21 protein-coding genes are annotated in these 21,874 nt (G+C 67.0%); 13 read left to right on the top strand and 8 right to left on the bottom strand.

Translation table 11 applies throughout. The annotated features are described in order from the left end of the window. The first annotated feature begins 69 nt into the window (after positions 1-69). Together ACWPV3_RS04915 and ACWPV3_RS04910 are read left to right on the top strand one after the other, a co-directional pair. Positions 70-1,350, top strand: coding sequence for a polyhydroxyalkanoate depolymerase (locus tag ACWPV3_RS04915; protein WP_453977062.1), 1,281 nt, complete (start codon positions 70-72; stop codon positions 1,348-1,350). Then, positions 1,316-2,035: a M48 family metallopeptidase gene (locus ACWPV3_RS04910; RefSeq protein WP_453977061.1), complete on the top strand. Its 720-nt coding sequence runs from the start codon at positions 1,316-1,318 to the stop codon at positions 2,033-2,035. Before ACWPV3_RS04915 ends, ACWPV3_RS04910 begins: the two co-directional genes overlap by 35 nt. Before the next feature lie 2 nt (positions 2,036-2,037). Here the strand turns inward: ACWPV3_RS04910 and ACWPV3_RS04905 are convergent, their stop codons facing one another. The 3 genes from ACWPV3_RS04905 to ACWPV3_RS04895 all read right to left on the bottom strand — a co-directional run bounded on the left by ACWPV3_RS04905 (position 2,038) and on the right by ACWPV3_RS04895 (position 5,838). After that, entirely contained in the window at positions 2,038-4,134 is a 2,097-nt protein-coding gene (locus ACWPV3_RS04905; protein ID WP_453977060.1) for a PBP1A family penicillin-binding protein, read from the bottom strand. A gap of 106 nt (positions 4,135-4,240) precedes the next feature. Then, a complete protein-coding gene (locus ACWPV3_RS04900) occupies positions 4,241-4,867 on the bottom strand; it encodes a class I SAM-dependent methyltransferase (protein WP_453977059.1) in 627 nt (208 codons plus the stop codon). Further along, complete coding sequence (locus tag ACWPV3_RS04895; protein WP_292086118.1) at positions 4,864-5,838, bottom strand: alpha/beta fold hydrolase; 975 nt, start codon at positions 5,836-5,838, stop codon at positions 4,864-4,866. Before ACWPV3_RS04895 ends, ACWPV3_RS04900 begins: the two co-directional genes overlap by 4 nt. A 110-nt stretch (positions 5,839-5,948) precedes the next feature. On the opposite strand from ACWPV3_RS04895, the gene ACWPV3_RS04890 reads away from it, so the two are divergent. The 3 genes from ACWPV3_RS04890 (at position 5,949) to ACWPV3_RS04880 (ending at position 10,631) form a co-directional block, all read left to right on the top strand. Next, positions 5,949-7,079, top strand: a complete 1,131-nt coding sequence (locus ACWPV3_RS04890; RefSeq protein WP_453977058.1) for an aromatic ring-hydroxylating oxygenase subunit alpha — start codon at positions 5,949-5,951, stop codon at positions 7,077-7,079. An 88-nt stretch (positions 7,080-7,167) separates the two neighbouring features. Continuing rightward, positions 7,168-8,079 carry a hypothetical protein gene (locus ACWPV3_RS04885; RefSeq protein WP_453977057.1) on the top strand — a complete coding sequence of 304 codons (912 nt, stop codon included), beginning with the start codon at positions 7,168-7,170 and terminating at the stop codon, positions 8,077-8,079. After that, positions 8,076-10,631 (top strand): hypothetical protein, encoded by a 2,556-nt coding sequence (locus ACWPV3_RS04880; RefSeq protein WP_453977056.1) that lies wholly within the window; start codon positions 8,076-8,078, stop codon positions 10,629-10,631. Before ACWPV3_RS04885 ends, ACWPV3_RS04880 begins: the two co-directional genes overlap by 4 nt. Before the next feature lie 22 nt (positions 10,632-10,653). Here ACWPV3_RS04880 and ACWPV3_RS04875 read toward each other — a convergent pair whose 3' ends face one another. Next, positions 10,654-11,919, bottom strand: a complete 1,266-nt coding sequence (locus ACWPV3_RS04875) for a type III PLP-dependent enzyme (RefSeq protein ID WP_292086122.1) — start codon at positions 11,917-11,919, stop codon at positions 10,654-10,656. Between the two features lie 307 nt (positions 11,920-12,226). On the opposite strand from ACWPV3_RS04875, the gene phnC reads away from it, so the two are divergent. The 7 genes from phnC (at position 12,227) to ACWPV3_RS04840 (ending at position 19,185) form a co-directional block, all read left to right on the top strand. Beyond that, entirely contained in the window at positions 12,227-13,036 is an 810-nt protein-coding gene (gene phnC, locus ACWPV3_RS04870) for a phosphonate ABC transporter ATP-binding protein (RefSeq protein WP_292086123.1), read from the top strand. Continuing rightward, complete coding sequence (phnD, locus tag ACWPV3_RS04865) at positions 13,033-14,040, top strand: phosphate/phosphite/phosphonate ABC transporter substrate-binding protein (protein ID WP_292086124.1); 1,008 nt, start codon at positions 13,033-13,035, stop codon at positions 14,038-14,040. The genes phnC and phnD overlap by 4 nt, the downstream gene beginning before the upstream one ends. Beyond that, on the top strand, positions 14,037-14,849 hold the full coding sequence (gene phnE, locus ACWPV3_RS04860; protein ID WP_292086125.1) for a phosphonate ABC transporter, permease protein PhnE: 813 nt from the start codon (positions 14,037-14,039) through the stop codon (positions 14,847-14,849). Before phnD ends, phnE begins: the two co-directional genes overlap by 4 nt. Before the next feature lie 101 nt (positions 14,850-14,950). Then, positions 14,951-16,015 carry a substrate-binding domain-containing protein gene (locus ACWPV3_RS04855; RefSeq protein WP_292086126.1) on the top strand — a complete coding sequence of 355 codons (1,065 nt, stop codon included), beginning with the start codon at positions 14,951-14,953 and terminating at the stop codon, positions 16,013-16,015. 103 nt (positions 16,016-16,118) lie between these two features. After that, the gene (gene galU / locus ACWPV3_RS04850) at positions 16,119-16,997 is read left to right on the top strand and encodes a UTP--glucose-1-phosphate uridylyltransferase GalU (protein WP_453977055.1); all 879 of its coding nucleotides are present in this window, start codon (positions 16,119-16,121) and stop codon (positions 16,995-16,997) included. Between the two features lie 124 nt (positions 16,998-17,121). Continuing rightward, entirely contained in the window at positions 17,122-17,919 is a 798-nt protein-coding gene (locus ACWPV3_RS04845; protein WP_292086248.1) for an enoyl-ACP reductase FabI, read from the top strand. 93 nt (positions 17,920-18,012) lie between these two features. Continuing rightward, positions 18,013-19,185 carry a benzoate/H(+) symporter BenE family transporter gene (locus ACWPV3_RS04840; protein ID WP_453977054.1) on the top strand — a complete coding sequence of 391 codons (1,173 nt, stop codon included), beginning with the start codon at positions 18,013-18,015 and terminating at the stop codon, positions 19,183-19,185. Positions 19,186-19,204: 19 nt separating this feature from the next. Here the strand turns inward: ACWPV3_RS04840 and ACWPV3_RS04835 are convergent, their stop codons facing one another. Beyond that, complete coding sequence (locus ACWPV3_RS04835) at positions 19,205-19,585, bottom strand: DUF3597 family protein (RefSeq protein WP_292086129.1); 381 nt, start codon at positions 19,583-19,585, stop codon at positions 19,205-19,207. Between the two features lie 52 nt (positions 19,586-19,637). Then, on the bottom strand, positions 19,638-20,354 hold the full coding sequence (locus ACWPV3_RS04830) for a glutathione S-transferase N-terminal domain-containing protein (RefSeq protein WP_292086130.1): 717 nt from the start codon (positions 20,352-20,354) through the stop codon (positions 19,638-19,640). A 161-nt stretch (positions 20,355-20,515) separates the two neighbouring features. Here ACWPV3_RS04830 and ACWPV3_RS04825 point away from each other — a divergent pair, with 161 nt between their 5' ends. Continuing rightward, positions 20,516-20,692: a YegP family protein gene (locus ACWPV3_RS04825; RefSeq protein WP_453977053.1), complete on the top strand. Its 177-nt coding sequence runs from the start codon at positions 20,516-20,518 to the stop codon at positions 20,690-20,692. Here the strand turns inward: ACWPV3_RS04825 and rimM are convergent. Both rimM and rpsP read right to left on the bottom strand, forming a co-directional pair. Continuing rightward, entirely contained in the window at positions 20,689-21,216 is a 528-nt protein-coding gene (rimM, locus tag ACWPV3_RS04820; RefSeq protein WP_292086133.1) for a ribosome maturation factor RimM, read from the bottom strand. The two genes, ACWPV3_RS04825 and rimM, sit on opposite strands and share 4 nt — an antisense overlap. A gap of 114 nt (positions 21,217-21,330) precedes the next feature. Continuing rightward, positions 21,331-21,867 (bottom strand): 30S ribosomal protein S16, encoded by a 537-nt coding sequence (gene rpsP, locus ACWPV3_RS04815; protein ID WP_453977052.1) that lies wholly within the window; start codon positions 21,865-21,867, stop codon positions 21,331-21,333. Positions 21,868-21,874: the final 7 nt, after the last annotated feature.

Here is a 21,874-nt window from a genome sequence, read left to right as displayed (position 1 = left end):
TAATCCTTTTGCAGGGCGACGCATTCTATGTTGCCCTGCACAAACGGCGTTCAGCCGTCACGGATCGTCATGCTCTACGCCTTTCACGAACTCGCCTATCAATCGGCCCTGCCGTTCCGGATCGGCGCCCAGATGGCCCGCCAGTTCTGGACCTCGCCGTTCAACCCGGCCTCGGACACCGCCATCGGCCGCACAGCCTACGCCTCGGCCGAACTGTTCGAGAGCGTCACCCGGCGCTATGGCAAGCCGGCCTGGCGTCTGGAGACCGTCGACATCGACGGCAAGCCGGTGCGCACCACCGAACAGGTGATCTGGCAAAGCCCCTGGTGCCGCCTGATCCGCTTCGCCCGCAACATCGGCGACCTGAAGCGCGCAGGAAAGCCGGCCGCCGGCCCCGCCGTCCTGATCGTCGCGCCCCTGTCAGGCCACTACGCCACCCTGCTGCGCGGCACGGTCGAAGCCTTCCTGCAGGACCACGACGTCTATGTGACCGACTGGATCAACGCCCGCCAGGTTCCCATGCTGGAGGGACGGTTCGACTTCTTCGACTACATCGACCACGTCCGCACGATGTTGGCCGAGGTGGGCGGACGTCCTCACGTCATCGGCGTGTGCCAGCCCGGCCCGCCCGTCCTGGCCGCCGCCGCCGTCATGGCCGAGGACGAGGATGAGAACCGCCCCGCCTCCATGACCTTCATGGGCTCGCCCATCGATGCGCGCCTGTCGCCGACCGTCACCAATCAGTTGGCCGAGGAAAAGCCCTTCACCTGGTTCAGGTCGAACATGATCCACACCGTGCCCCTGCCCTATCCGGGGTTCGGCCGACGGGTCTATCCGGGCTTCGTTCAGCTCTACAGCTTCATGTCGATGAACGAGGATCGTCACCGCGACGCCCACTGGAGCTATTTCAACAGCCTGATCGCCGGCGACGGCGACGGGGTGGAGAAGCACGAGGAATTCTACGACGAATATCTGTCGGTGCTGGACCTGACCGAGGAATTCTATCTCCAGACCATCGACATCGTCTTCCAGCAGCACCTGTTGCCGCGCGGCCTGCTGGAGCATCGCGGGCGACGAGTCGATCTGACCAAGATCGTCGACATCGGCCTGATGACGGTGGAGGGCGAGAAGGACGACATCTCCGGCGTCGGCCAGACCCAGGCTGCGCATGGCCTGTGTTCGACCATTCCCGACGACCGCCGCATTCTCTACGTCCAGCCGAAGGTGGGCCACTACGGCGTCTTCAACGGCCGGCGTTTCCGTGACGAGATATATCCGCGCGTGCGCGACTTCATCGCCCAGAACGAGGCCCTCATTGGCGTACCGCAACGGTCAGCGGCTGCCGCTTGACGACAAGGCCGGATCCGGGCCGACGCTGAGGCTGTCGGTCAATCCGCGCGCCCGACGCCTATCGGTGCGGATCGACGCGCGCGCCGGAGAGGCGGTGGTCGTCGCCCCGACCGAACGCGGCCTGGCCCAGGCCGTCGCCTTCGCCCGGACCAAGGGCGTCTGGATCGCCGAACGTCTGGCGGTCCGGCCGCAAGGGCGTCCGCTTGAGCCCGGACAGGTCATCGCCCTGCGCGGCCGGCCGGTGAGGCTGGAGGCGACGCCCGGCGCCGGGGCCGCGCGTCTGGTCGAGGACGGCGCCGTCATCCGATCCGGCGGCGAGGGCGAAGCCTACGCCCGCCGGATCGAGAATTTTCTGAAGCGCGAGGCGCGCCAGACCCTGATCGAGCGCACCGACTTCCATCTGCGAACCCTGGGCCAGAAGCCGGTGAAGGTGTCGATCGCCGACACCCGCTCGCGCTGGGGATCGTGCAGCCCGCACAACCGCACCATCCGCTATTCCTGGCGCGTCGTCATGGCCCCGCCGCCAGTCATCGATTACCTGGCCGCCCATGAGGTCGCCCATCTGGTCCACGCCGACCACAGCCCGGCCTATTGGGCCGTGGTCGAACGGCTGATCGGGGATCACCGCCCCTGGCGCAAATGGCTGCGAGACCACGGCGGCGCGCTTCACGCCGTGGGGCGCTAGGGTCAGAAGAACAGGGCTTCCGGCTTCTTCTCCGGCGCGGGTCGGCCTTCCGGAGGATAGCCGGGCTGGGGCGAGGTCGGGCGGACGACGGACTGTTTCGGATTTCCTGACGGCGCCGCGTTCTGGGGCGGATACTGCGGCTTTTCCTCGACATAGGGCTGGCCCTGTTCGGGATCGACCGGTTCGGCCGGCATGCCGCCGTCATTCAGGCCGCTGATCAGGTCGCCGACCGGATCGGGCGCGATCCAGCCCTCGGGCATGGGCGGGCCGTTGGGGATGGCCGGCGCGTTCAGGCGCGGCAGGGCCGCCGCCATGAAGCCGCGCCAGATGGCGGCGGGCGACGAACCACCTGTCACGCCGCGCATGGGAGTGTTGTCGTCCTTGCCCACCCAGACGGCGGCGACGAAGCCGCCGGTGTAGCCGACGAACCAGGCGTCCTTGTAATCCGAGGTCGTGCCCGACTTGCCCGCCAGATCGCGGCCCGGAATGGCCACGCTGCGGCCCGTGCCGGATGTCACCACGCCGCGAAGCATCTGGTTCATATAGTAGAGCGGCGGATTGTTGATGGCCTGGCCGACCTGGCCCGACGGGCGCTGATAGATGACCCGGCCCTGGGGCGTACGGATACGGCTGATGCCATAGGCCTGAACCCGCTCGCCGCCGTTGGCGAAGGCGTCATAGGCGGTGGCCATCTCGAGCGGAGACACCTCGACCGCGCCCAGGGCCATGGACGGCTCCAGTCCGATGCGGCTTTCGATGCCCAGCCGGCGGGCGGTGCGGGCCACGCTGTCGCGGCCGACCTGGTCGGCGATCTGTGCCGCCACCGTATTGGTCGACTGGGCCACCGCCTGGGCGATGGTCATCGGCCCGCTGAAGGTGCCCGAATAGTTCTTGGGCGACCAGTTGCCGATGGTGATCGGCTGATCCACCACAGGGCTCTGCGGCGTATAGCCGGCCTCCATCGCCGTCAGATAGACGAAGGGTTTCCAGGCCGAACCCGCCTGACGCCGCGCATCCACGGCGCGGTTGAACTGGCTGTCGGCGTAGGAGGCGCCGCCGATCATGGCCCGCACCCGGCCGTCGCCGTCCAGGGCGACCAGGGCCGCCTGCTGCACGCCCTTGCCGCCGTCGCGGTCCAGGATGCGGCGCACGGCGCGTTCGGCGTCCGTCTGCAGCGTCAGGTCCAGGGTGGTCTCCACCACCAGATCCTCAGTCGGTTCGCCGACCAGGCCGCGGATCGACTTGTCCAGCCAGTCGATGAAATACTGGGCGTGCTGGCTGGCCAGGGTGCGCGAGACGATGATGGGCTGGGTCACGGCCTGTTCGCGTTGCGCGGCGGTGATGACGCCCGCCTCCTCCATCTCGTTCAGGACGACGGTGGCGCGGGCGGCGGCGCGCTCGCTCTCGGACACCGGCGAATAGCGCGACGGCGCCTTCAGCAGCCCCGCCAGAAGGGCGGCCTCCCCGACCGTCAGGTTCTTGGCCGGCTTGTCGAAATAGCGTTGGGACGCCGCCTCGATCCCATAGGCGCCGGCGCCGAAATAGACCCGGTTCAGATAGAGGGCCAGGATCTCCTTCTTGGAGAATTTCATCTCCAGCCACACGGCCAGCATCAGTTCCTGAACCTTGCGACGCAGGTTCTGGTCGGGCGTCAGGAACAGGTTCTTGGCCAGTTGCTGCGTCAGGGTCGATCCGCCCTGCACCACCCGTCCGGCGCGCAGGTTGCGCACCATGGCCCGGGTCATGCCGATGGGGTCGAAGCCGGGGTGGTTGTAGAAGCGCCGGTCCTCGATGGCGATGAAAGCGGCCGGCACATAGTCAGGCAGGCTGTCCAGATCGGCCGGCGGCGCCATCTGGGTGCCGCGCGTCGCGATCAGCGCGCCGTTGCGGTCCAGATAGGTGATCGAGGGCTGGCGATCGACCTTGTACAGGCTGGAGGTGTCGGGCAGGCCGCGGGCGAAGACGGCGAAGAAGACGACCAGGAAGATCAGCCCCCACACCGCCAGCACCGCGCTCCAGTAGAACAGCCGCTTCCACCACGGCCGACGCGGCCTGGCGTCGCCCTGCTGCTGTCCGCCCCCGTAACCTGGACCCGCCATGTCTATCCTCAGATGCCGCGCACAGGCGGGTTGTCGCTTCGATCCTCTCTATCCGGATTGAAGCGCCGTCGAAACGGTCCCGCCGCCTTCACGCGAACGTGAGCGGCTATTTCGCCGAAAGAAAGGCGCGTCGCGCCAGCCACACGCCGGTCTCTGCCCCGTCGCACACGATGTCCAGACCAGCGGCCGACAGGATGGCGCGATAGGCCGCCGGATCCAGACTGGCGTGATACAGCGGCTGGACCCGCCACTCGCCGATCCTCTCCCCATGGGCATGGCCAGAGGTGAACATCAGACGCCCGCCCGGTGCGACGCGGCCAGCCAGTTCAGGCAGGACCGCCTGTTGGTCGTCGGGACTGAGGTGAAACAGGCTGTGCCAGGCCAGGACGCCGTCGAACGCGCCCTCGGGCAGACCCTGGCGCATGTCGCCCAGGCTCCACTCCCCTTGCGGCAGGGTCGCTGCGGCGTGGGCGATCAGGCCGGGCGAAGCATCCACCCCCCGCACCCGAAAGCCGCGCGCCAGAAGGGTCGCCCCCATCGGCCAACCCGATCCGCACCCCACATCCAGGACATGGGCTGCCGGGGCCAGACCGTCGCTGAACCGCCCGATCCACGTCGCCTCGTCCAGGCCGCCGCCGTCGCCGGGGTGCAGGACGGCGCCCCGGTCGGCGATCCAGTCGTCGGCCCGATCGCCGTACAGGCCGAGGATCCGTTCGGCGGACGGATGGGTCATCGCGCCAGGAAATCGTCCAGCGCGCCGTAAAAGGCCTGGGGCTGGTCGAACATGATGAAGTGGGCGCTGTCGTCAATCCGTTTCAGGGTCGCGCCCGGCAGGCCGGCGTAGGAGGCCTGATAGATGGTGTCGGTGATCTGGGGCGTCATGCGCGGATCGTTGAACTTCACGTACAGCACCTCGGTCGGGGCGGTGATCCGGGACAGTTCAGGACGCAGGTCAGTGGCGACCAGTTCGCGGAAGGCGGCGGCCGAGACCTTCTGATCGCTGTCGCGCATGTTCTGCAACGCCAGTTCGCGGCGGGCTTCGGTGTTGATCATGCCGGTGATGCTGGCCGTCGCCTGGGCGACATAGGCGTCGCGCGGGCTGTTGGCCTGGGCGGCCCAGATCTGGTCGGCGACGGGCGCCACCGTCTCGGCCGTCGCGCCGGGGGCTGCGAACATCGCGCCCATGAAGGGGATCATGTCCACCACCATCAGCCGCCCCACCTGATCGGGATGGCGCGCCGCCAGCATCAGGCCGATGGTCCCGCCCATCGAATGGCCGACGACGGCCGGCTTGGTCAGACCCTGCTCCTGGATATAGCGGGCGATCTCCTCGGCGACGGGGGCGGCCACAGGCGTGGGCGCCGATCCGGTCTGGGCGTTGCCGGCGGGCGGCGCCCCGGCGAAGCCATCGACCTGGATGCGGTGGATGCGCCAGCCCACGCCGTCCTGGGCGGCCAGATGGTCCACCGTCCCCTGCCAGATCTCGGGCGAGGAGCTGAGGCCGGGGATCAGGATGATGTCGCGCCCGTCCATGTCGCCATCGACCGTCACCCGGATGCGGTCCGACTGGAAGCCGGCGTGCGGACGGACGTGCGCATGACCCTGGCCGTTATGGGCTCCATGCCCGTCCTGAGCGACGGCGGCAGGCGCAGCGAAGATAAGGGCCGCGGCGGCGGCGCGCACGAGAAGATTGGTGATGGACATGGTGTGACTCCCCTTTGGATATCCCGCCTATGACGCTTATACTTTGCGTTGTAAAGAACTCTATATGTTGCGCAACGACAGAAGGCGCGCCACTCTGCTAGACAGGCGCCATGAAGCCTGACGCGCCCTTATCCGTCCAGTCCAACTCGCCGCCGCCCGTTGCCGCCAAGGCCCCTCCGACCGCCTTCGGCAAGGGGTTCGTGACAGACGCCTGGTATTTCGTCGCCTTGGGTCGCGACGTCGCGCCCGGCAGCCTGAAACGCCATGAGATCATGGGCGAGCCGGTGCTGATCGGCCGCACCCGCGCGGGCCAGGTCTATGCGATGCGCGACATCTGTCCCCACCGCGCCGCGCCCCTGTCGGCCGGCAAGCTGGTGGAGAAGCCCGGAGAGGGCGAGACGGTCGAATGTCCCTATCACGGCTGGCGCTTCCGCACCGACGGGGTCTGCGCCGCCATTCCGTCCCTGGTCGAAGATCAGGCGTTCGAGGCGAACCGCATCCGCGTGCGGTCCTATCCGGTGCGCGAAAGCCAGGGCCTGGTCTTTGTCTGGATGGCGTCGGACGCCCGCAATCCGTCGGAACCGGACCATGAGCCGCCGATCTTCCCCGGCGTGGTCGGCGGCGAGGCCAAGCTGGTCGAGGCGATGGATTTCGACAGCCACATCGACCACGCCGTCGTCGGCCTGATGGACCCCGCCCACGGCCCCTATGTCCATCAGCAATGGTGGTGGCGGTCCGAACATTCGATGCACGAAAAGGCCAAGGCCTTCGTGCCCACCGAGTTCGGCTGGGCCATGGCGCGCCACGCGCCGTCGTCGAACAGCCGCCTTTACAAGATCCTGGGCGGCGCGCCCGCGACCGAGATCACCTTCCGTCTGCCGGGCTTCCGCTGGGAGCATATTCAGGTCGGCGAGAAACAGGTGCTGGCCCTGACCTGCCTGACGCCGATCACCGAGACCAGGACGCGGATCACCCAGATCTTCTGGTCAGACCATTGGGTGTTCGACATCGCCAAGCCCTTCCTGCGGATGGGCGTCGTCGCCTTCCTGAAACAGGACGGCGGCATGGTGAACCTGCAGAACCAAGGCCTGCGCTACGACCCCGCCCTGATCTGGATCGACGACGCCGACAAACAGGCCAAATGGTATCAGCAGCTGAAGCGCGAATGGGCGAAGAGCCGCGCCGAGGACCGCCCCTTCGTCAATCCGATCGCGCCCGTGACCCTGCGCTGGAAGAGCTGATTTCCGGCTGCTCCCGACCGGGCCCGAGGGGGTTTCCGGCGGCATAACGCCGGCTTGCGACGGTTCCGTCCCCATGCCAAGTGGAGGCATGGATGAGGCCGCCGTGAAACAGAACGCTGCACAGGACTATGAGTTGAACCTGACGGACGGCGTGCGCGTCACGGCCTCCGGCGATCCCGCCTCTCCAGTCCTGAAGCGCTTCTTCGAAGGCTACGACCGGGCCTTCGTGCTGCCGGACGAGCGCGAGGACCTGTCCGGGTTCGAAACCTGCCTGGCGTTGAACCGGACCCATCGCCTCGCGCACGACCGCACCCAGTGCGAACTGGTCGCCGTGCTGGAAACCGAGGGCGGCGACTTGCTGGGCGGGGCGAACTTCCTGGCCACGACGATCAAGCGTGCGGGCGCGCCACCGGCTTCGGTCGCCCTGAACTACATCTATGTGGAGACGGCCGCGCGCGGACGCGGCCTGCTGCGACAGGCGCTTTCCGCCGTCCGGCGCCTGGCTCCGGCCGCCCTGGACATGGCGCCCGACGCCCCTTCGCCCGCGCTGTTCATCGAACAGAACGATCCCTTGCGTCTCACGTCGGACGAATACGCCGAGGATACGCGCCATTCGGGCCTGGATCAGGTGGATCGACTGGCGATCTGGGCGCGAGTCGGCGCGCGAGTCGTGGATTTTCCCTATGTGCAGCCGGCCCTGTCGGCGAGCCAGCACGCCGACGACGGCCTGATCTACGCCGCGATCGACTATCCGGGCGACGCGGTGGATGCGGGCCTGCTGCACGACCATCTGGAGAGCTTCTTCAACATCTCGGTCCTGAAAGGTCGGGCCGAACCGCCCGGCGGAGCGGCGGCGCGCCAGATCGCGGCCCTGGCGGGCCGGGTTGCGCCGGCGCCGCTGCTGGACATGGCGCCCGCCCTGAACTGGCTGAGGAGCGGACGCCCAACGACGGGTTTCGAAAGTTTTCGGGATTTGGCGAGAGGGGCGCGAGGCGGATGACGGCGCAGGCGGCAAGGGCGGCGGACACCTACGAATCGGCGAAATCCGGCACCATCTACTGGACGCTGTCCCTCTATATCGAGGCGGACCGGGCGGCCGCGGCCCTGGGGCTGAAGCCGGGGGCCCGGATCGGGCCCGAGACCTTTCGCCGGATGCAGAGAAGTCATCGGCCGTCCCTGGCCCTGGCCAACGCCATCGATGCCCTGATGAACGACATCGCCGACCGCGAAACCCAGGGCGAGGTGCAGGAATTCCTCCTGGCGGTCACGGACGAGGACGTCTCGGACATGGACGAGGCGGCAGCGGCGGCGCGCCGGTACGACGATCTCGTCTTCAAGATGCCCAAGTCCATATCCTGGACCACGGAAGGCGTCCGGTTCGAAGCCAGCCCTCCGGGCCTGGATCGAGAGCGCGAGGTCCAGCTGCGGCGCTTCTGGCTGTCCCACAACAACGGCGCGCTGAGCTACCATCTGAGCTTCAGCCACTTCTACGGGGCGTTCGAAGACGAAGCGCGCGGCGCCTGCTCCGGGTACGCCCCCTCCACCTACTACTTCCTCTCCCTGCTGCAGAAGTTGGCGGCCCCCAAGGAGTACGGCCTCGACGCCGATATCCTGGAGGACATCAACCGGAAGGCGGATCCCTATATCGACGTCTTCGATCCCGATCCCCTGGGCATAGATCCGCTCGACAACATCGAGGTGCGATACCGACCGCCCGGCGGCAAGGGACGCCAATGCAAGGTGGAGCGCTTCTGGCCTTTCGTCAGGACGATGTTCGAGGCCGACGCCGAAGTCCTGTTCGACCGCCTGGTCCGGACGGATCGCCTTCTTCCCAAGGACGAAACTGATCGCTTCACGCTGAAGATCAAGAAGGGCGGCTACACCGACGCTCTCGTCGAACTGGTCCCCTTCATCGAAGTGCCGGGACTGAAGGTGCCGAAATCCCGCTTCATGTTCATGCTTCACGACGAACGGTTCTTCGAGCGGCTGATGCCTCTCGACGCCGACCGGAAGGAGTCCGTGTCGCGCAAGGCCATGGTCCGGCAGGACTGCTACGAACCCTACGAGACGCGCATCAGCGCCCTGATGGACGAGGCGAGCCGACGCAGGAGTCGCTCCGTTCGCCTGGACGAAGACTACTGGACATGGGTCTGCACCCGGCCGGAGTACGACGCCGCCCTGGACGAAGGGGCCTTCGCTCGAGCTGTTCCCGACGTGCCGACGCACTATCTCCGAAGCGAACAAGATCCGCACTGGTCTCCGATCCGTCGTCTGGAAGAGGGAGACGAGACCGACAACCGACCCGCGCGAGATCCTCTGGACGAACTCGTGACCGCAATGCGCGCCGGCGAGTGTTTTCAACGCTACGCATTCGACGACAGGGCCCCTTCTCGGCCGCTGGCCGAACGCGCCCTTCCGGCGCCTGTGAAGCACCATATCCCCGCCTTCGAGGCGCACCGGGCCGACTGCCTGGACTATCTGTTCCTGGCGGGGTTCAACCAGAACATCATAGACTTCATGAACCAGGACACGTCGGAAATCCTGGACAGCATCGACCCGATCTATCCCGACAGTTCGGACCAATCCAGCGACCGCTTCTTCGTCCGCTACGCCAACCATCGGGCCATGATCACCTATGTGCCCAAAAGTCGCAGCCTGGAGACGGGCAACGACTATATCGGCGCCTGCCCCTACGCCTTCCTGATCCACGTCCTGGCCCTGCACAACGAATTCCTGGCCCGGTCGCACGAACAGAAGACCATGACCCGGATCGAGCGGATCGAAGCCCTGATCTACGGCAGGACCCCGCCGGCCACGCGCGCGATGGCCCTTCTCGAACAGCAGGAGGCGCTCGACGAGGACGACGATCTCAGCCGGGCGGAAATGGCCATCAACCAAGCTCGCCGAGTTCAGCCAGTACGAGCGGTTTCGCTACGCCAATCCGTTCCGCTACGAGACCGAGCGCGACGTGTTCAAGACGCTGGAGGAGCTTCGCGGCATCAGCCGCAAGAAGGAAGCCCTCGCCCTGGCCATCAAGAGCCTGGAAGACCACGCCAGCGACCTTTCACGGCGCCAGCAGGTCAAGCTGGAAGAACAGCGCAGGACCGAAGAGCAGGCCAGGAAAGATCGCGAGGACGAAGCGGCCCGACGCCAGAAGGCCGTCGACGAGGACGCCGCCCGACGCGGATTATGGCTGAACATCCTCCTCGGCATGACCGGCTTCTTCGGCGCCGGTCAGATGTTCTACTGGATCGGCGAAAAGGCGGCGGGGCCGGACGCGGGAGGGCCGCCGCATCCCACGGCGGTCGCCACGCTGTTCGGACACCTGACGCCGTCGGTCGCCGTCGGAAACGTCATCCTGGCGGGAACCGAAATCGTCATGACCCTGGCCCTGCTGCTGTTCCTGGCGATGCTCGGATACATCCTGTGGGACGCGCGCGGGCAGATCGCCGGGCTGTTCGCCGGCCTGTGGCGCAAGCTTCGCGGGGCGCCGACCGAAGCGGGTCGGCAGACGACCAAGCCCGGTTCGACGCCTGTCGGAACCGGGCTTGATTCATCGAAAGATTGAATAGGTTTAGCGCCGCGCCTTCTTGCGCTGGCCGGCCTTGCCCTTGGGGCGCGACAGGCGGACGACCTTGCGGGCGTTCTCTTCCGCCGTGGTGCGCACGGTGGGGATGGAGCGCGGGGCCAGGCCGTAGAGCGAGGCCATCGGGGCGTCCTCGACCGCGGCGATGTCGTGTTCGCCATAGCCGTTGAAGCCGGTCGACATGGCCACGCCATAGGCGCCCAGCATGCCGATCTCGATGAAGTCGCCTTCGCGCACATCGGCCGGCAGCCAGAACGGGCCGGGCATATGGTCGATGGAATCGCAGGTCGGACCATAGAACTGGAACGCCTTAAGATCGCCCGAGGCTTCGCCGTCCCGCACCAGCTTGGTCGGGAAGGGCCAGCGCGAATGGGTCGCGTCGAACAGCGAGCCGTAGGAGCCGTCGTTCAGATAAAGGGCGTCGCCCTTCCTCAGATCGACGCGGGCCAGGATCGACGAGGATTCGGCGACCAGCGCCCGGCCGGGCTCGCACCACAGTTCGGTCGTTTCCGACACCGGCATCTCGTTGAAGCCGCGATGGATGGCGTCGGCGTATTCGCTCATGTCCGGCGGGACCATGCCGGGATAGACCGACGGGAAGCCGCCGCCGACATCGACGATGTCCACGATGACGCCCGCACGGCTGATAGAGCGACCGACCTGGGCCATGGCGGCCTGGTAGGCGGTCGGGCGCATGCATTGCGAACCGACGTGGAACGAAACGCCCATCAGCCCGTCCTTGACCGCCTGGCGCGTGGCCAGGAGCAGGGCCGGCGCCTGATCGGACGAGACGCCGAACTTGCCCGAGAGGGTATAGGCTGCGCCGTCGGCCGAGACAGCCATGCGCACGACCAGATTCAGGTCGTCCGCGCCGCCGGTGGCGTCGAGGATCTTGTTCAGCTCTTCCACGCAGTCGAGCGAGAAGGTGCGAACGCCGTGGTCGAAATAGGCCTTGGTGATGGCCGACCGGCTCTTGACCGGATGCATGAAGGCCAGACGCACGTCGGCGCTGACCGAACGCACCAGTTCGATCTCGGCGATGGAGGCCACGTCGAAGCTGCGGACGCCCGACGCGATCAGGGTCTCGATGACCCAACGCGAGGGGTTCGCCTTCACCGCATAGAAGACGTCGGCGTTCAGATTATCCTGGAACCAGCGCGCCGCTACGGAAACCGAACGCGGCCGCACGAGGGCGACGGGACGTTCAGGAGGCCGCTCACGGACCAGGTCCAGGGGAAGCTGGTACGTGCGCAATTCACGTAACCCCCTGCTAATTGTTAACCCAGACCGGCGTTAGCAGCGCGTAACGGTTAGACCTACGGGGTCCGCCGGAAGGGGCGATATGGGGGTCTGGGCCTGTCATGTAAAGGGGTTTTTTCGTGGCGGACCCGTCGAGGACGCCGAAGCCCTGAGGCGGGAGCGTCGATGCGCGATTTCGCGCCCAGATCTCACACCCGATCTCGCGCTCTAGCGAAATGACGCGGTCCATGCGATTAAGACTTGCCCAAACGCGCCTGTCGCGTCATGCGGCGCCTCTTCGCCACAGCTTCTCAGCGAGTTCATGAGTTCATCCGCAGCCGCCGTCGCCCCCGGGCTAGTCCTGGCGCGTGACGTGTCGAAGACCTTCGGATCGCGAAAGGCGCTCAACGGCGTCTCGGTCGAGATCGCCTCGGGCGAAATGGTCGCCCTGATTGGACCGTCCGGATCCGGCAAGTCCACCCTGCTTCGTTCGATCACGGGCCTGCAGTCGATCGACCCCGGCAAGGGAACCATCCAGGTCTTCGGCGAGACGGTGCAGAAGGACGGCCGCGTCACCGGCGCCGTGCGCAAGGCGCGCGGCAAGCTGGGCATGATCTTCCAGCAGTTCAACCTGGTTGGGCGTCTGAGCCTGTTCTCCAACGTCATGCTGGGCGCACTGGGACGTCTGCCGTCCTGGCAGGGCCTCTTGGGCCTATGGCCCCAGGCGGACAAGGACAAGGCCATGGCGGCCCTGCACCGCGTCGGCGTCAGCGACTATGCGGCCCAGCGCGCCAACACCCTGTCGGGCGGCCAGCAGCAGCGCGGCGCCATCGCCCGCGCCATCGTGCAAGGCGCCAAGGCCATTCTGGCCGACGAGCCGGTCGCCTCTCTGGACCCCGTCTCAGCCCGCAAGGTCATGGAATTGCTGGTCGAGTTGAACCAGCGCGACGGCATGGGGGTGATCGTCACCCTGCACCAGGTCGACTACGCCATCCGCTACTGCGAGCGCGTCATCGCCCTGCAGGGCGGCAAGATCGTCTATGACGGTCCGTCCACGGGCCTGGATCAACAGCGCCTGATCGCAATCTACGGTCCCGAATTCGAGGACGCGTTCTGGGAGACCAAGGCATGAGCCTGTCCCGTCGTTTCATCTCCAAGACCCTGGCCGGCGTCGGCGCCGCCGTGCTGGTCGCCGGGCTGTCGGCCTGTGGCGGCGGCGAAAAGAAGCCGACCGGCGCGCCAAGCGAGATCACCTTCTCCATCCTGTCGGCGGAAGGCCAGGCCTCGGCCGGCCCGCTGTGGCAGCCGCTGCTGGACGACATGTCCAAGGCCATCGGCGTGCCGGTGAAGCCCTATTTCGGGTCGAACTACACGGTTCTGGTCGAGGCCATGCGCGGCAACCACACCCAGGTCGGCTGGTTCTCGGCCAAGCCCGAGGTGGAAGCCATCGACCGCGCCAAGGCCGAGGTCATCGCCCGCACCGTCAACCGCGAGGGTCTGGACAGCTACCAGTCGACCCTGATCGTGCGTAAGGGCTCGGGCATCACGCTGGACAAGGTCGTGGCCTGCGGCAAGCAGTACAATTTCGGCATCGGCGACGCCCAGTCGACCTCGGGCACGCTGGCGCCGCTGACCTATTTCTTCAATCCTCGCGGCATCACGCCGTCGCAGTGCTTCAAGACCGTGCGCTCGGCCAACCACCAGGCCAACGCCTTCGGCGTGGCGACCGGCGTGATCGACGTGGCCACCTCCAACAGCGTGAACACCCTGTTCATGCGCAAGGAGAACCCGCAGCTGGCCGCCCAGATCGAGGACATCTGGACCTCGCCCCCCATCCCCGAAAGCGGCATCGTGGTGCGCGAGGACCTGGACCCGGCGCTGAAGGAAAAGATCCGCAGCTTCTTCCTGGGCTATGGCCAGGGCCAGGGCCCGGAGGCCGACCGTCAGCGCCAGATTCTGGCGGCGCTGGAATATTCGCGCTTCGCCGCCGCCGACGACAGCTATCTGGACCCCATCCGCGAGATGATCGCCGACCAGAAGCTGGGCGAGGCCCGCGCCAAGGGCGACAAGGCCGGCGCCGAAGCCGCTGAACGCGAACTGCAACGCCTGCGCGCCAAGCACGAGGTCCAGCCTTGAGCGCAGCGTCTTCCCTGACGACGGCGATCCCCGCCGCGCCGCGCAAGTCGGCCCTGGCCTGGGCCGCCGACCTGCTGGTCTGGGGCGGCGTCGCCGTCGTCCTGCTCTACAGCGTCAAGGCCGTGGACCTGGGCAACATCTCGCGCCTGTTCGCCGGCAACGAGAGCACGCGCCTGTTCGCCCACGACCTGATGCGGCCCGACTTCTCCGACTGGAAGATGTTCGTCGCCAAGATGTGGGAGACGATCCAGATCGCCCTGTGGGGCACCTTCCTGGCCGTCATCCTGGGCATCCCCCTGGGGCTGGCCGCCGCCCGCAATATCGCCCCGCAATGGGTGGTGACGCCCGTGCGCTGGATCATGAATCTGCTGCGCTCGATCCCCGATCTGGTGATCGGCCTGCTGTTCGTGACCGCCGTCGGCCTGGGACCGCTGGCGGGCGTCCTGGCCATCACCCTGAACACGGCCGGCGTCCTGGCCAAACTGTTCTCGGAAGCCGTGGAATCCATCGACAAGGGTCCGGTCGAGGGCGTGCGCGCCACCGGCGCCGGCAAGCTGCACGAGATCGTCTGGGGCGTCCTGCCCCAGGTCGCGCCCCTGTGGACCTCTTTCGCGCTCTACCGTTTCGAATCCAACAGCCGGTCCGCGACCGTCCTGGGCCTGATCGGCGCGGGCGGCATCGGCCAGGTGCTGTTCGACAGCATGAACGCCTTCGATTTCCGCGCCGTCTCGGCCATCGTGATCATCGTGGTGATCGCCGTGACCCTGATCGACACCCTGTCGCAGATCATGCGTCGCCGCCTGCTGTAAGCGACCGGACACCGACGGAAAACCGTCACAAACCCGTCGGGCCGATTGTCATAATCCTCTGCTCTAAGCGTCGCGAAATCGACGCTCAGGGAGAGCCTTTGATGACCCGTGGATTGAAACTGGCGGCCTCAACGGCCGTTCTCCTGGCCCTGGCGGCCTGTGGAGACGGCGGCGGCGGAAGCGCCTCCAACGCCCGATCGGGCGTCTGGGCCGCCGGATCGTCGACCGTCTTCCCCTTCGCCACCCGCGTCGCCGAGAACTTCGCCCGCACCTCGGGCGGCGCCGCGCCGCGCGTCGAGTCCCTGGGGACCGGGGGCGGCATCCAGGCCTTCTGCCAGGGCGTCGGCCCGACCACGCCCGACATCGCCAACGCCTCGCGGCCGATGAAACAGTCCGAGTTCGACCTGTGCGCCAAGAACGGTGTCACCGACATCGTCGAGATCAAGATCGGTTTCGACGGCATCGTCATCGCCACCGCCCGCAACGGCAACGGCTTCAACTTCGAGCTGAACGACCTCTATGAAGGCCTGGCCAAGCAAGTGCCCGGCCCCAACGGGACCTTCATCGCCAACCCGGCCAAGACCTGGAACGAGGTGAACAAGGGCCTGCCGGTCCAGCGCATCCAGGTCTATGGCCCGCCGCCCACCTCGGGCACGCGCGACGCTTTTCTGGAACTGGGCATGACGCCGGGCGCCAAGCTGGTGCCGGGGGTAAAGGCCATCGAGGGCGACAAGGAACGGTTCGAGGCCATCGCCCACACCCTGCGTGAGGACGGCGCCTGGATCGACTCGGGCGAGAACGACAACGCCATCGTCCAGACCCTGACCCGCACGCCGGGATCGCTGGGCGTGTTCGGCTATTCCTTCCTGGAACAGAACCTGGACACGGTGAAGGCCGAGACCATCGACGGCGTCTCGCCCACCGCCGACACCATCGCCAGCGGGGAATACCCCCTGTCGCGCAGCCTCTACATCTATGTGAAGAAGGCCCATATCGGCGTCATCCCCGGCCTGCAGCAGTTCGTGCAGGAGTTCCTGTCGGAAGGCGCGGCCGGCAAGGGCGGCTATCTGGCCGACCGCGGCCTGATTCCCCTGCCCGAAGACCAGCTGGCCGCCCAGCGCGCCGTCGCTTCGGCCCTGACGCCGATGCAGCGTCCCGCCAAATAAGGGCGGGAACCGACAGTTCAGTCCGCTCCTTCTTTCGCCGGCCGCGCTTCAACTTACGCGGATCAGGCCCTAGAAGGGGCGGAACAGCTGTCAGGATTCAGTGATGACCTCTACGCCCGCGCGTCTGCGCAAGGCCGTTCTGCCCGTCGCGGGCCTCGGCACCCGCGTTCTTCCAGGCACCAAGACGACGCCGAAGGAACTGCTGAACGTCGTCGACCGGCCGATCCTGTCCTACATCGTCGAAGAGGCGCGCGAGGCGGGGATCGAGCATATCGTCTTCGTCACCGGCCGCTCCAAGGAAGCGATCGAGGACTATTTCGATCACCAGATCGAGCTGGAAGCCCAGCTGGAGGCCAAGGGCAAGACCGAGATCCTGGCGGCGATGAACGCCGAACTGGCGCGCCCCGGCGAGATGAGCTTCACGCGCCAGATGCAACCCAAGGGTCTGGGCCACGCCGTCTGGTGCGCGCGCGACATCATCGGCCATGAGCCGTTCGCCGTCATCCTGCCCGACGTCATCGTCGATGGCCAGCCGGGCGCGCTGAAGCAACTGGTCGAGGTCTATGCCGAGACGGGGGGCAATCTGATCGGGGTGGAATCGGTCGACATCGAACAGGCCCACAAATACGGCATCGTCGATCCCGCCGCTCGCGAAGGCAACCGCATCACCATGAAGGGGATGGTGGAAAAGCCCGCCCCCGGCACGGCGCCGTCCAATCTGTCGATCGCGGGACGCTATATCCTGCAGCCGGAAATCTTCGATCTTCTGGCGACCCAGGAGCGGGGCGCCGGCAACGAGATACAGCTGACCGACGCCATGGCCCGGCTGATGGACACCCAGGCCTTCACCGCCGTCGAATACGCCGGCGTGACCCACGACTGCGGCGACAAGATCGGCCTGCTGCGCGCCAACGTCGCCCTGGCCCTGAAACGCGCCGACCTGGGCGAGGCTGCCCGGGCGGCGGTTTCGGCCCTGCTGTAAAGCCCCACGCCCCCACCCCTCCCTTGCTGTGGAGGGGTGGGGGCGTTGAGCCTGCCGCCCGGCCCTGCTAACCCTCCGGCAAATCATCAGGAGACACACAATGGCGACGAGCGAAGGCTGGGACATGCCCACCGGAGACCTCATGAAGGGCAAGAAGGGCCTGATCATGGGGGTCGCGAACTCCAGCTCCATCGCCTGGGGCATTGCATCGCAACTGGCCGCCCAGGGCGCTGAACTGGCCTTCACCTATCTGGGCGAAAGCCTGGAGCGCCGGGTGCGCCCACTGGCCGAAAGCGTCGGCGCCAAACTGCTGATCCAGGCCGACGTCACCGACGACGCCTCGATGGACAAGGCGTTCGAGGAGCTGGAGAAGGAATTCGGCACGATCGACTTCGTCGTCCACTCGGTCGCCTTCGCCAACAAGGACGAGTTGAAAGGCTCGTTCGTCGACAACACCACGCGCGACAGCTTCCTCTTGGCCATGAACATCTCGGCCTTCAGCTTCGTGGACGTGGCCAAGCGTTCGGCAAAGCTGATGCCCAACGGCGGCTCGATGATCACCCTGACCTATCTGGGATCGGAGCGGGTCATTCCGAACTACAACACCATGGGCGTGGCCAAGGCCGCGCTGGAGGCCGCGACCCGCTACATCGCGCGCGACCTGGGGCCGAAGAACATCCGCGTCAACGCCATCTCGGCGGGCGCCATGCGGACCCTGTCGCTGGCGGGGATTTCAGGCGGACGGGGGCTGCATTCCAAGTCGGCCCAGTTCTCGCTGATCAAGGAAGAGACGTCGATGGAAGGCGTCGCGGGCGCCGCCCTGTGGCTGTGTTCGGACCTGGGCCGTTCGACCACGGGCGAAGTCGTCCACGTCGATGCGGGCTTCCACGCCGTCGGCCTGCCGGAAGATATCGAGGGCTGATCCCGCCGGATCGATGCACAACAAGGGGCCGCCGGACCATCCGGCGGCCCTTTTTGCTTTCGGGGGGGCAGCGCCCCGCCTATCCCTTGGGCCATGAAGACGCCACCCCTGCCCCCGCCCGCCAGCTCCTCCGCCGCCGCCGTGGCCACGGTCGTCGGTTTCGGCGGCACGGTCGCCCTGGTCGTTCAGGCGGGACAGGCGCTGGGGGCCAACCCCGCCCAGATAACTTCGATGGTGACGGCCCTGTGCCTGGGGATCGGTCTGCCGGGGATACTGCTGAGCTGGCGGTTCAGGATGCCGGTCGTCCTGGCCTGGTCCACGCCGGGGGCGGCGCTGCTGGCGGCCTCCACGCTCGGCCTGGGGTGGGCCAACGCTGTCGGCGCCTTCGTCGTCGCGGCCCTGTTGATGGTGCTGACGGGACTGCTGCCCGCGCTGGGGCGGCTGGCGCAGAAGATACCCGCCTCGGTCGCCTCGGCCATGCTGGCGGGCGTGCTGCTGCCCTTTGTCCTGAGACTGTTCAAGGTGGCGCCGGAAGAGATGGGCCTGGCGGTCGGCTTGCTAATCGTCTTCATCGTCACGCGGCGGATGTGGCCCGCCTGGAGCCTGCCTGCCGTCCTGGTCGCCGCCTTTGCCGTTTTAGCCTTCAGGGGGCAGATCGGCCTGCCGCCGGGGACAGGCCTGTTCGGCGGGCTGGGGCCGGTCATGCCCGTCTTCGACTGGAGGATCGCGGTCAGCCTGGGTCTGCCGCTGTTTCTTGTCACGCTGGCCTCGCAGAACCTGCCGGGGCTGGTGGTGCTGAGGGCGGCGGGCTACGCGCCGCCCGCCAACCGGCTGATCCTCGCCACCGGCCTGACCAGCCTGATCGCCGCCCCGTTCGGCGCCCACGGGGTCAATCTGGCCGCGATTACCGCCGCCCTGTGCACAGGCCCGGACGCCCATCCCGATCCGGCCCGGCGGTGGGTCGTGGGCGTGATCTACGGCGGATTCTATGTCGTTGTGGCGTTGTTCGCGGCGCCTCTTGCGGGACTGTTCATCGCCATGCCGCCTGCGGTTCTGGCCATCATAACAGGGCTGGCGCTGATCGCGCCCCTGACAGGGGCGCTGGGGGCCATGCTGGCCAGGCCGGACGAACGGGAAGCCGCCGTCCTGACCTTCGCCGCCACGGGGTCGGGCGTCGCCCTGTTCGGGATCGGCTCCGCCTTCTGGGGTCTGGTCGTGGGGTTCGCCGCTCTGGCGGCGATGCGCTGGATCAGACCGAGGGCCTGACCCAGCGAGCAGTCGCATTCTAGTCGCGCAAAGAGGCCGGAACCTGACCGCCGTTTTCGGCCAGCTTCTGCCAGACCGCCTTGGACAGGGCGATGTTCTGTTCGGCCGAGCCGTGTTCACCGGCGTGGACGTTCAGCTCCTCGGCCAGCTCCTTGCGGGCCGCCAAGCTGGAATCCAGGTCCAGCAGCTTCAGCAGATCGACGATGGAGGTGCGCCAGTTGCCGCCGCCGCCCTTGGACGCCGCTAGATCGACCAGGACCGCCTCGACATCGACAGACGCCGCAGGCGCGGCCGTCGGAGTCGGCGCTGGGGTTGGAGCGGCCTGGGCCGAGGGCGCCGGGGCCGGCGCTTGCGGCTTGTGGCCAGTGATCTTGTTCCAGATGGACGAGAAGATACCCATGGGTCGCGTTCCTTGAAGTTGAACTTGGATAATGCTCAGCTGCTGCGACGGTTCAGTGACGGGCCGGAATCTCCAGGCCACGCTGGACCGCCGGTCGGGCAAGGCCCCGCTCCAGCCAGGCCGCCACCTGCGGAAAGTCCTTGAAACCCACGATCTCTGCGGCCTCGTAAAAGCCGACGAGATTGCGGACCCACCCCAAAGTGGCGATGTCGGCGATGGAGTAATCGTCCATGATCCAGTCGCGGGCGTGGCCGTCTTCGCCCGCCAGACGCCCCTCCAGCACGCCCAGCAGACGGCGGCTTTCAGCGACGTAGCGGTCGCGGGGACGCTTGTCCTCGAAGTCACGACCGGCGAATTTGTGGAAGAAGCCCAGTTGGCCGAACATCGGGCCGATCGCGCCCATCTGGAACATCAGCCACTGGATCGTCTGATAGCGGACAGCGGGATCGGTCGACAGGAAACGGCCGGACTTCTCGGCCAGATAGATCAGAATGGCGCCGGACTCGAACAAGGCCAGGGGCTGACTGTCGGGACCATTGGGATCGAGGATGGCGGGGATCTTGCCGTTCGGATTCAACGACAGAAACTCGGCCCCCCAGGTTTCGTTCTTGGTGATGTCCACCAGATGCGGCTCGTACGGCAGAGCGATCTCCTCCAGCATGATCGACACCTTGACCCCGTTGGGCGTCGGCAGCGAATAGAGTTGCAGCCGGTCGGGATGCCGGGCCGGCCAGCGGCGGGTGATCGGAAAGTCGGACAGGTCGTTCATGGCGGGCCTCTGCGGTTTTCGAAGCCTTGATGTCGGGAGGCGACTTGCGTTTGGCAACCGCCACAGGCTCTGTTTGATCGCGCGCTTGTGTCTGGAACCGCACGCGCAGGGGCGCCAGCTTGGCCGTGACCGCTGGCCGGTCGCACACAGGGAGACGCTTGATGGCGCACAAGTTCGAAATCTACAAGGACAAGGCGGGAGAGTTCCGCGTCCGTTTCAAACACAATTCCGAGACCATGTTCTCGACCGAGGGCTACGCCTCCAAGGCGTCCGCCCAGAAAGCCATCGATTCGATCAAGAAGAACGGGCCGGACGCGCCGGTCGAGGACAACAGCTAGTCGGGCTCGCGCTCGCCCACCTCGGTCGGCGGCACAGCCAGAAGCCAGCCGTCGGCGAGGTGGAGCTCGGGCGCCGCCTCGCGCGTGAATGGCAGATACCAGGTTGGGCCGTCGACGACGGGAGAGATCTCCAGCATGTCGTCGGCGCCGAAATTCTGGACCGACTTGACCCGTCCCAGAACGCCGCCGTCCACCCCGCGCGCCTCCAGGCCGATCAGATCGGCCAGATAGAACTCATCCTCCTCGGGCTCGGGAAAGCGGTCGCGGGGGACATACAGCTTCAGGCCCCGCAGGGCGTCGGCCTCCTCCTTGGTGGCGATTTCCCTGGCGCGGCCGACGACCCCGTTCTTGTCGGGCCGCGCGGCGGTCAGGGTCAGTCCCACCGAGCCGTCGGCGCGCAGCAAGGGGCCGTATTGCGTCAGCGCCAGGGGATCGGCGGTGAAGGCGGTCACGCGCACCTCGCCCCGCACGCCGAAGCCGCCGCCGACCTGGCCGACGAGGATCAATCTGCTGTCCTTGGTCATGCGCTGTTTCCTGCCATGCCTGGCCCCCAAAAGAAAAGCAGCGCCCGTCAGGACGCTGCTTTCCCAATCCGAATTTCGTCACGTCCCCAAAGGACCGCGACGCTGCCGAAAGCCTTAGTTCTCGGCGGTTTCCTCGGCGGCGGCTTCAGCGGCCGGAGCCTCTTCAGCGGCGGCTTCGGCCTGGGCTTCTTCAGCAGCCGGGGCGTTCTTGGCGGCTTCGGCGGCGGCGGCGGCCTCTTCCTTGGCGCGGGCGGCGGCTTCAGCGGCCTCGACCTTGGCGGCGGCTTCGGCTTCCAGGCGGTCGGCTTCGCGCTGGGCGCGTTCGGCGGCGCGCTCTTGCGCCTTCTTGCCCGGAGCGCCCTTGTTCGGGTTGTTGGACTGGGTCCACTTGACCTTCTGGCCCAGGGTCTCGTCCTGCGACAGGAAGCGGGCGACGCGGTCGGTCGGCTGGGCGCCCTTGCCCAGCCATTCGGCGATGCGCTCGACCTTCAGGGCGACGCGCGGTTGGGCGCCGTCCTTGGGCAGCATCGGGTTGTAGCTGCCGACCTTCTCGATGAACTTGCCGTCGCGCGGAGCGTGCGAGTCGGCGACGACGATGTGGTAGTAGGGGCGCTTCTTGGCGCCGCCGCGGGCCAGACGAATCTTCAGCATTTTCAGT

It is taken from the genome of Brevundimonas sp. Marseille-Q4549, assembly GCF_976940555.1.
The sequence above is the reverse complement of the archived record's forward strand: the minus strand, read 5'-3'. Positions and strand labels throughout refer to the sequence as shown.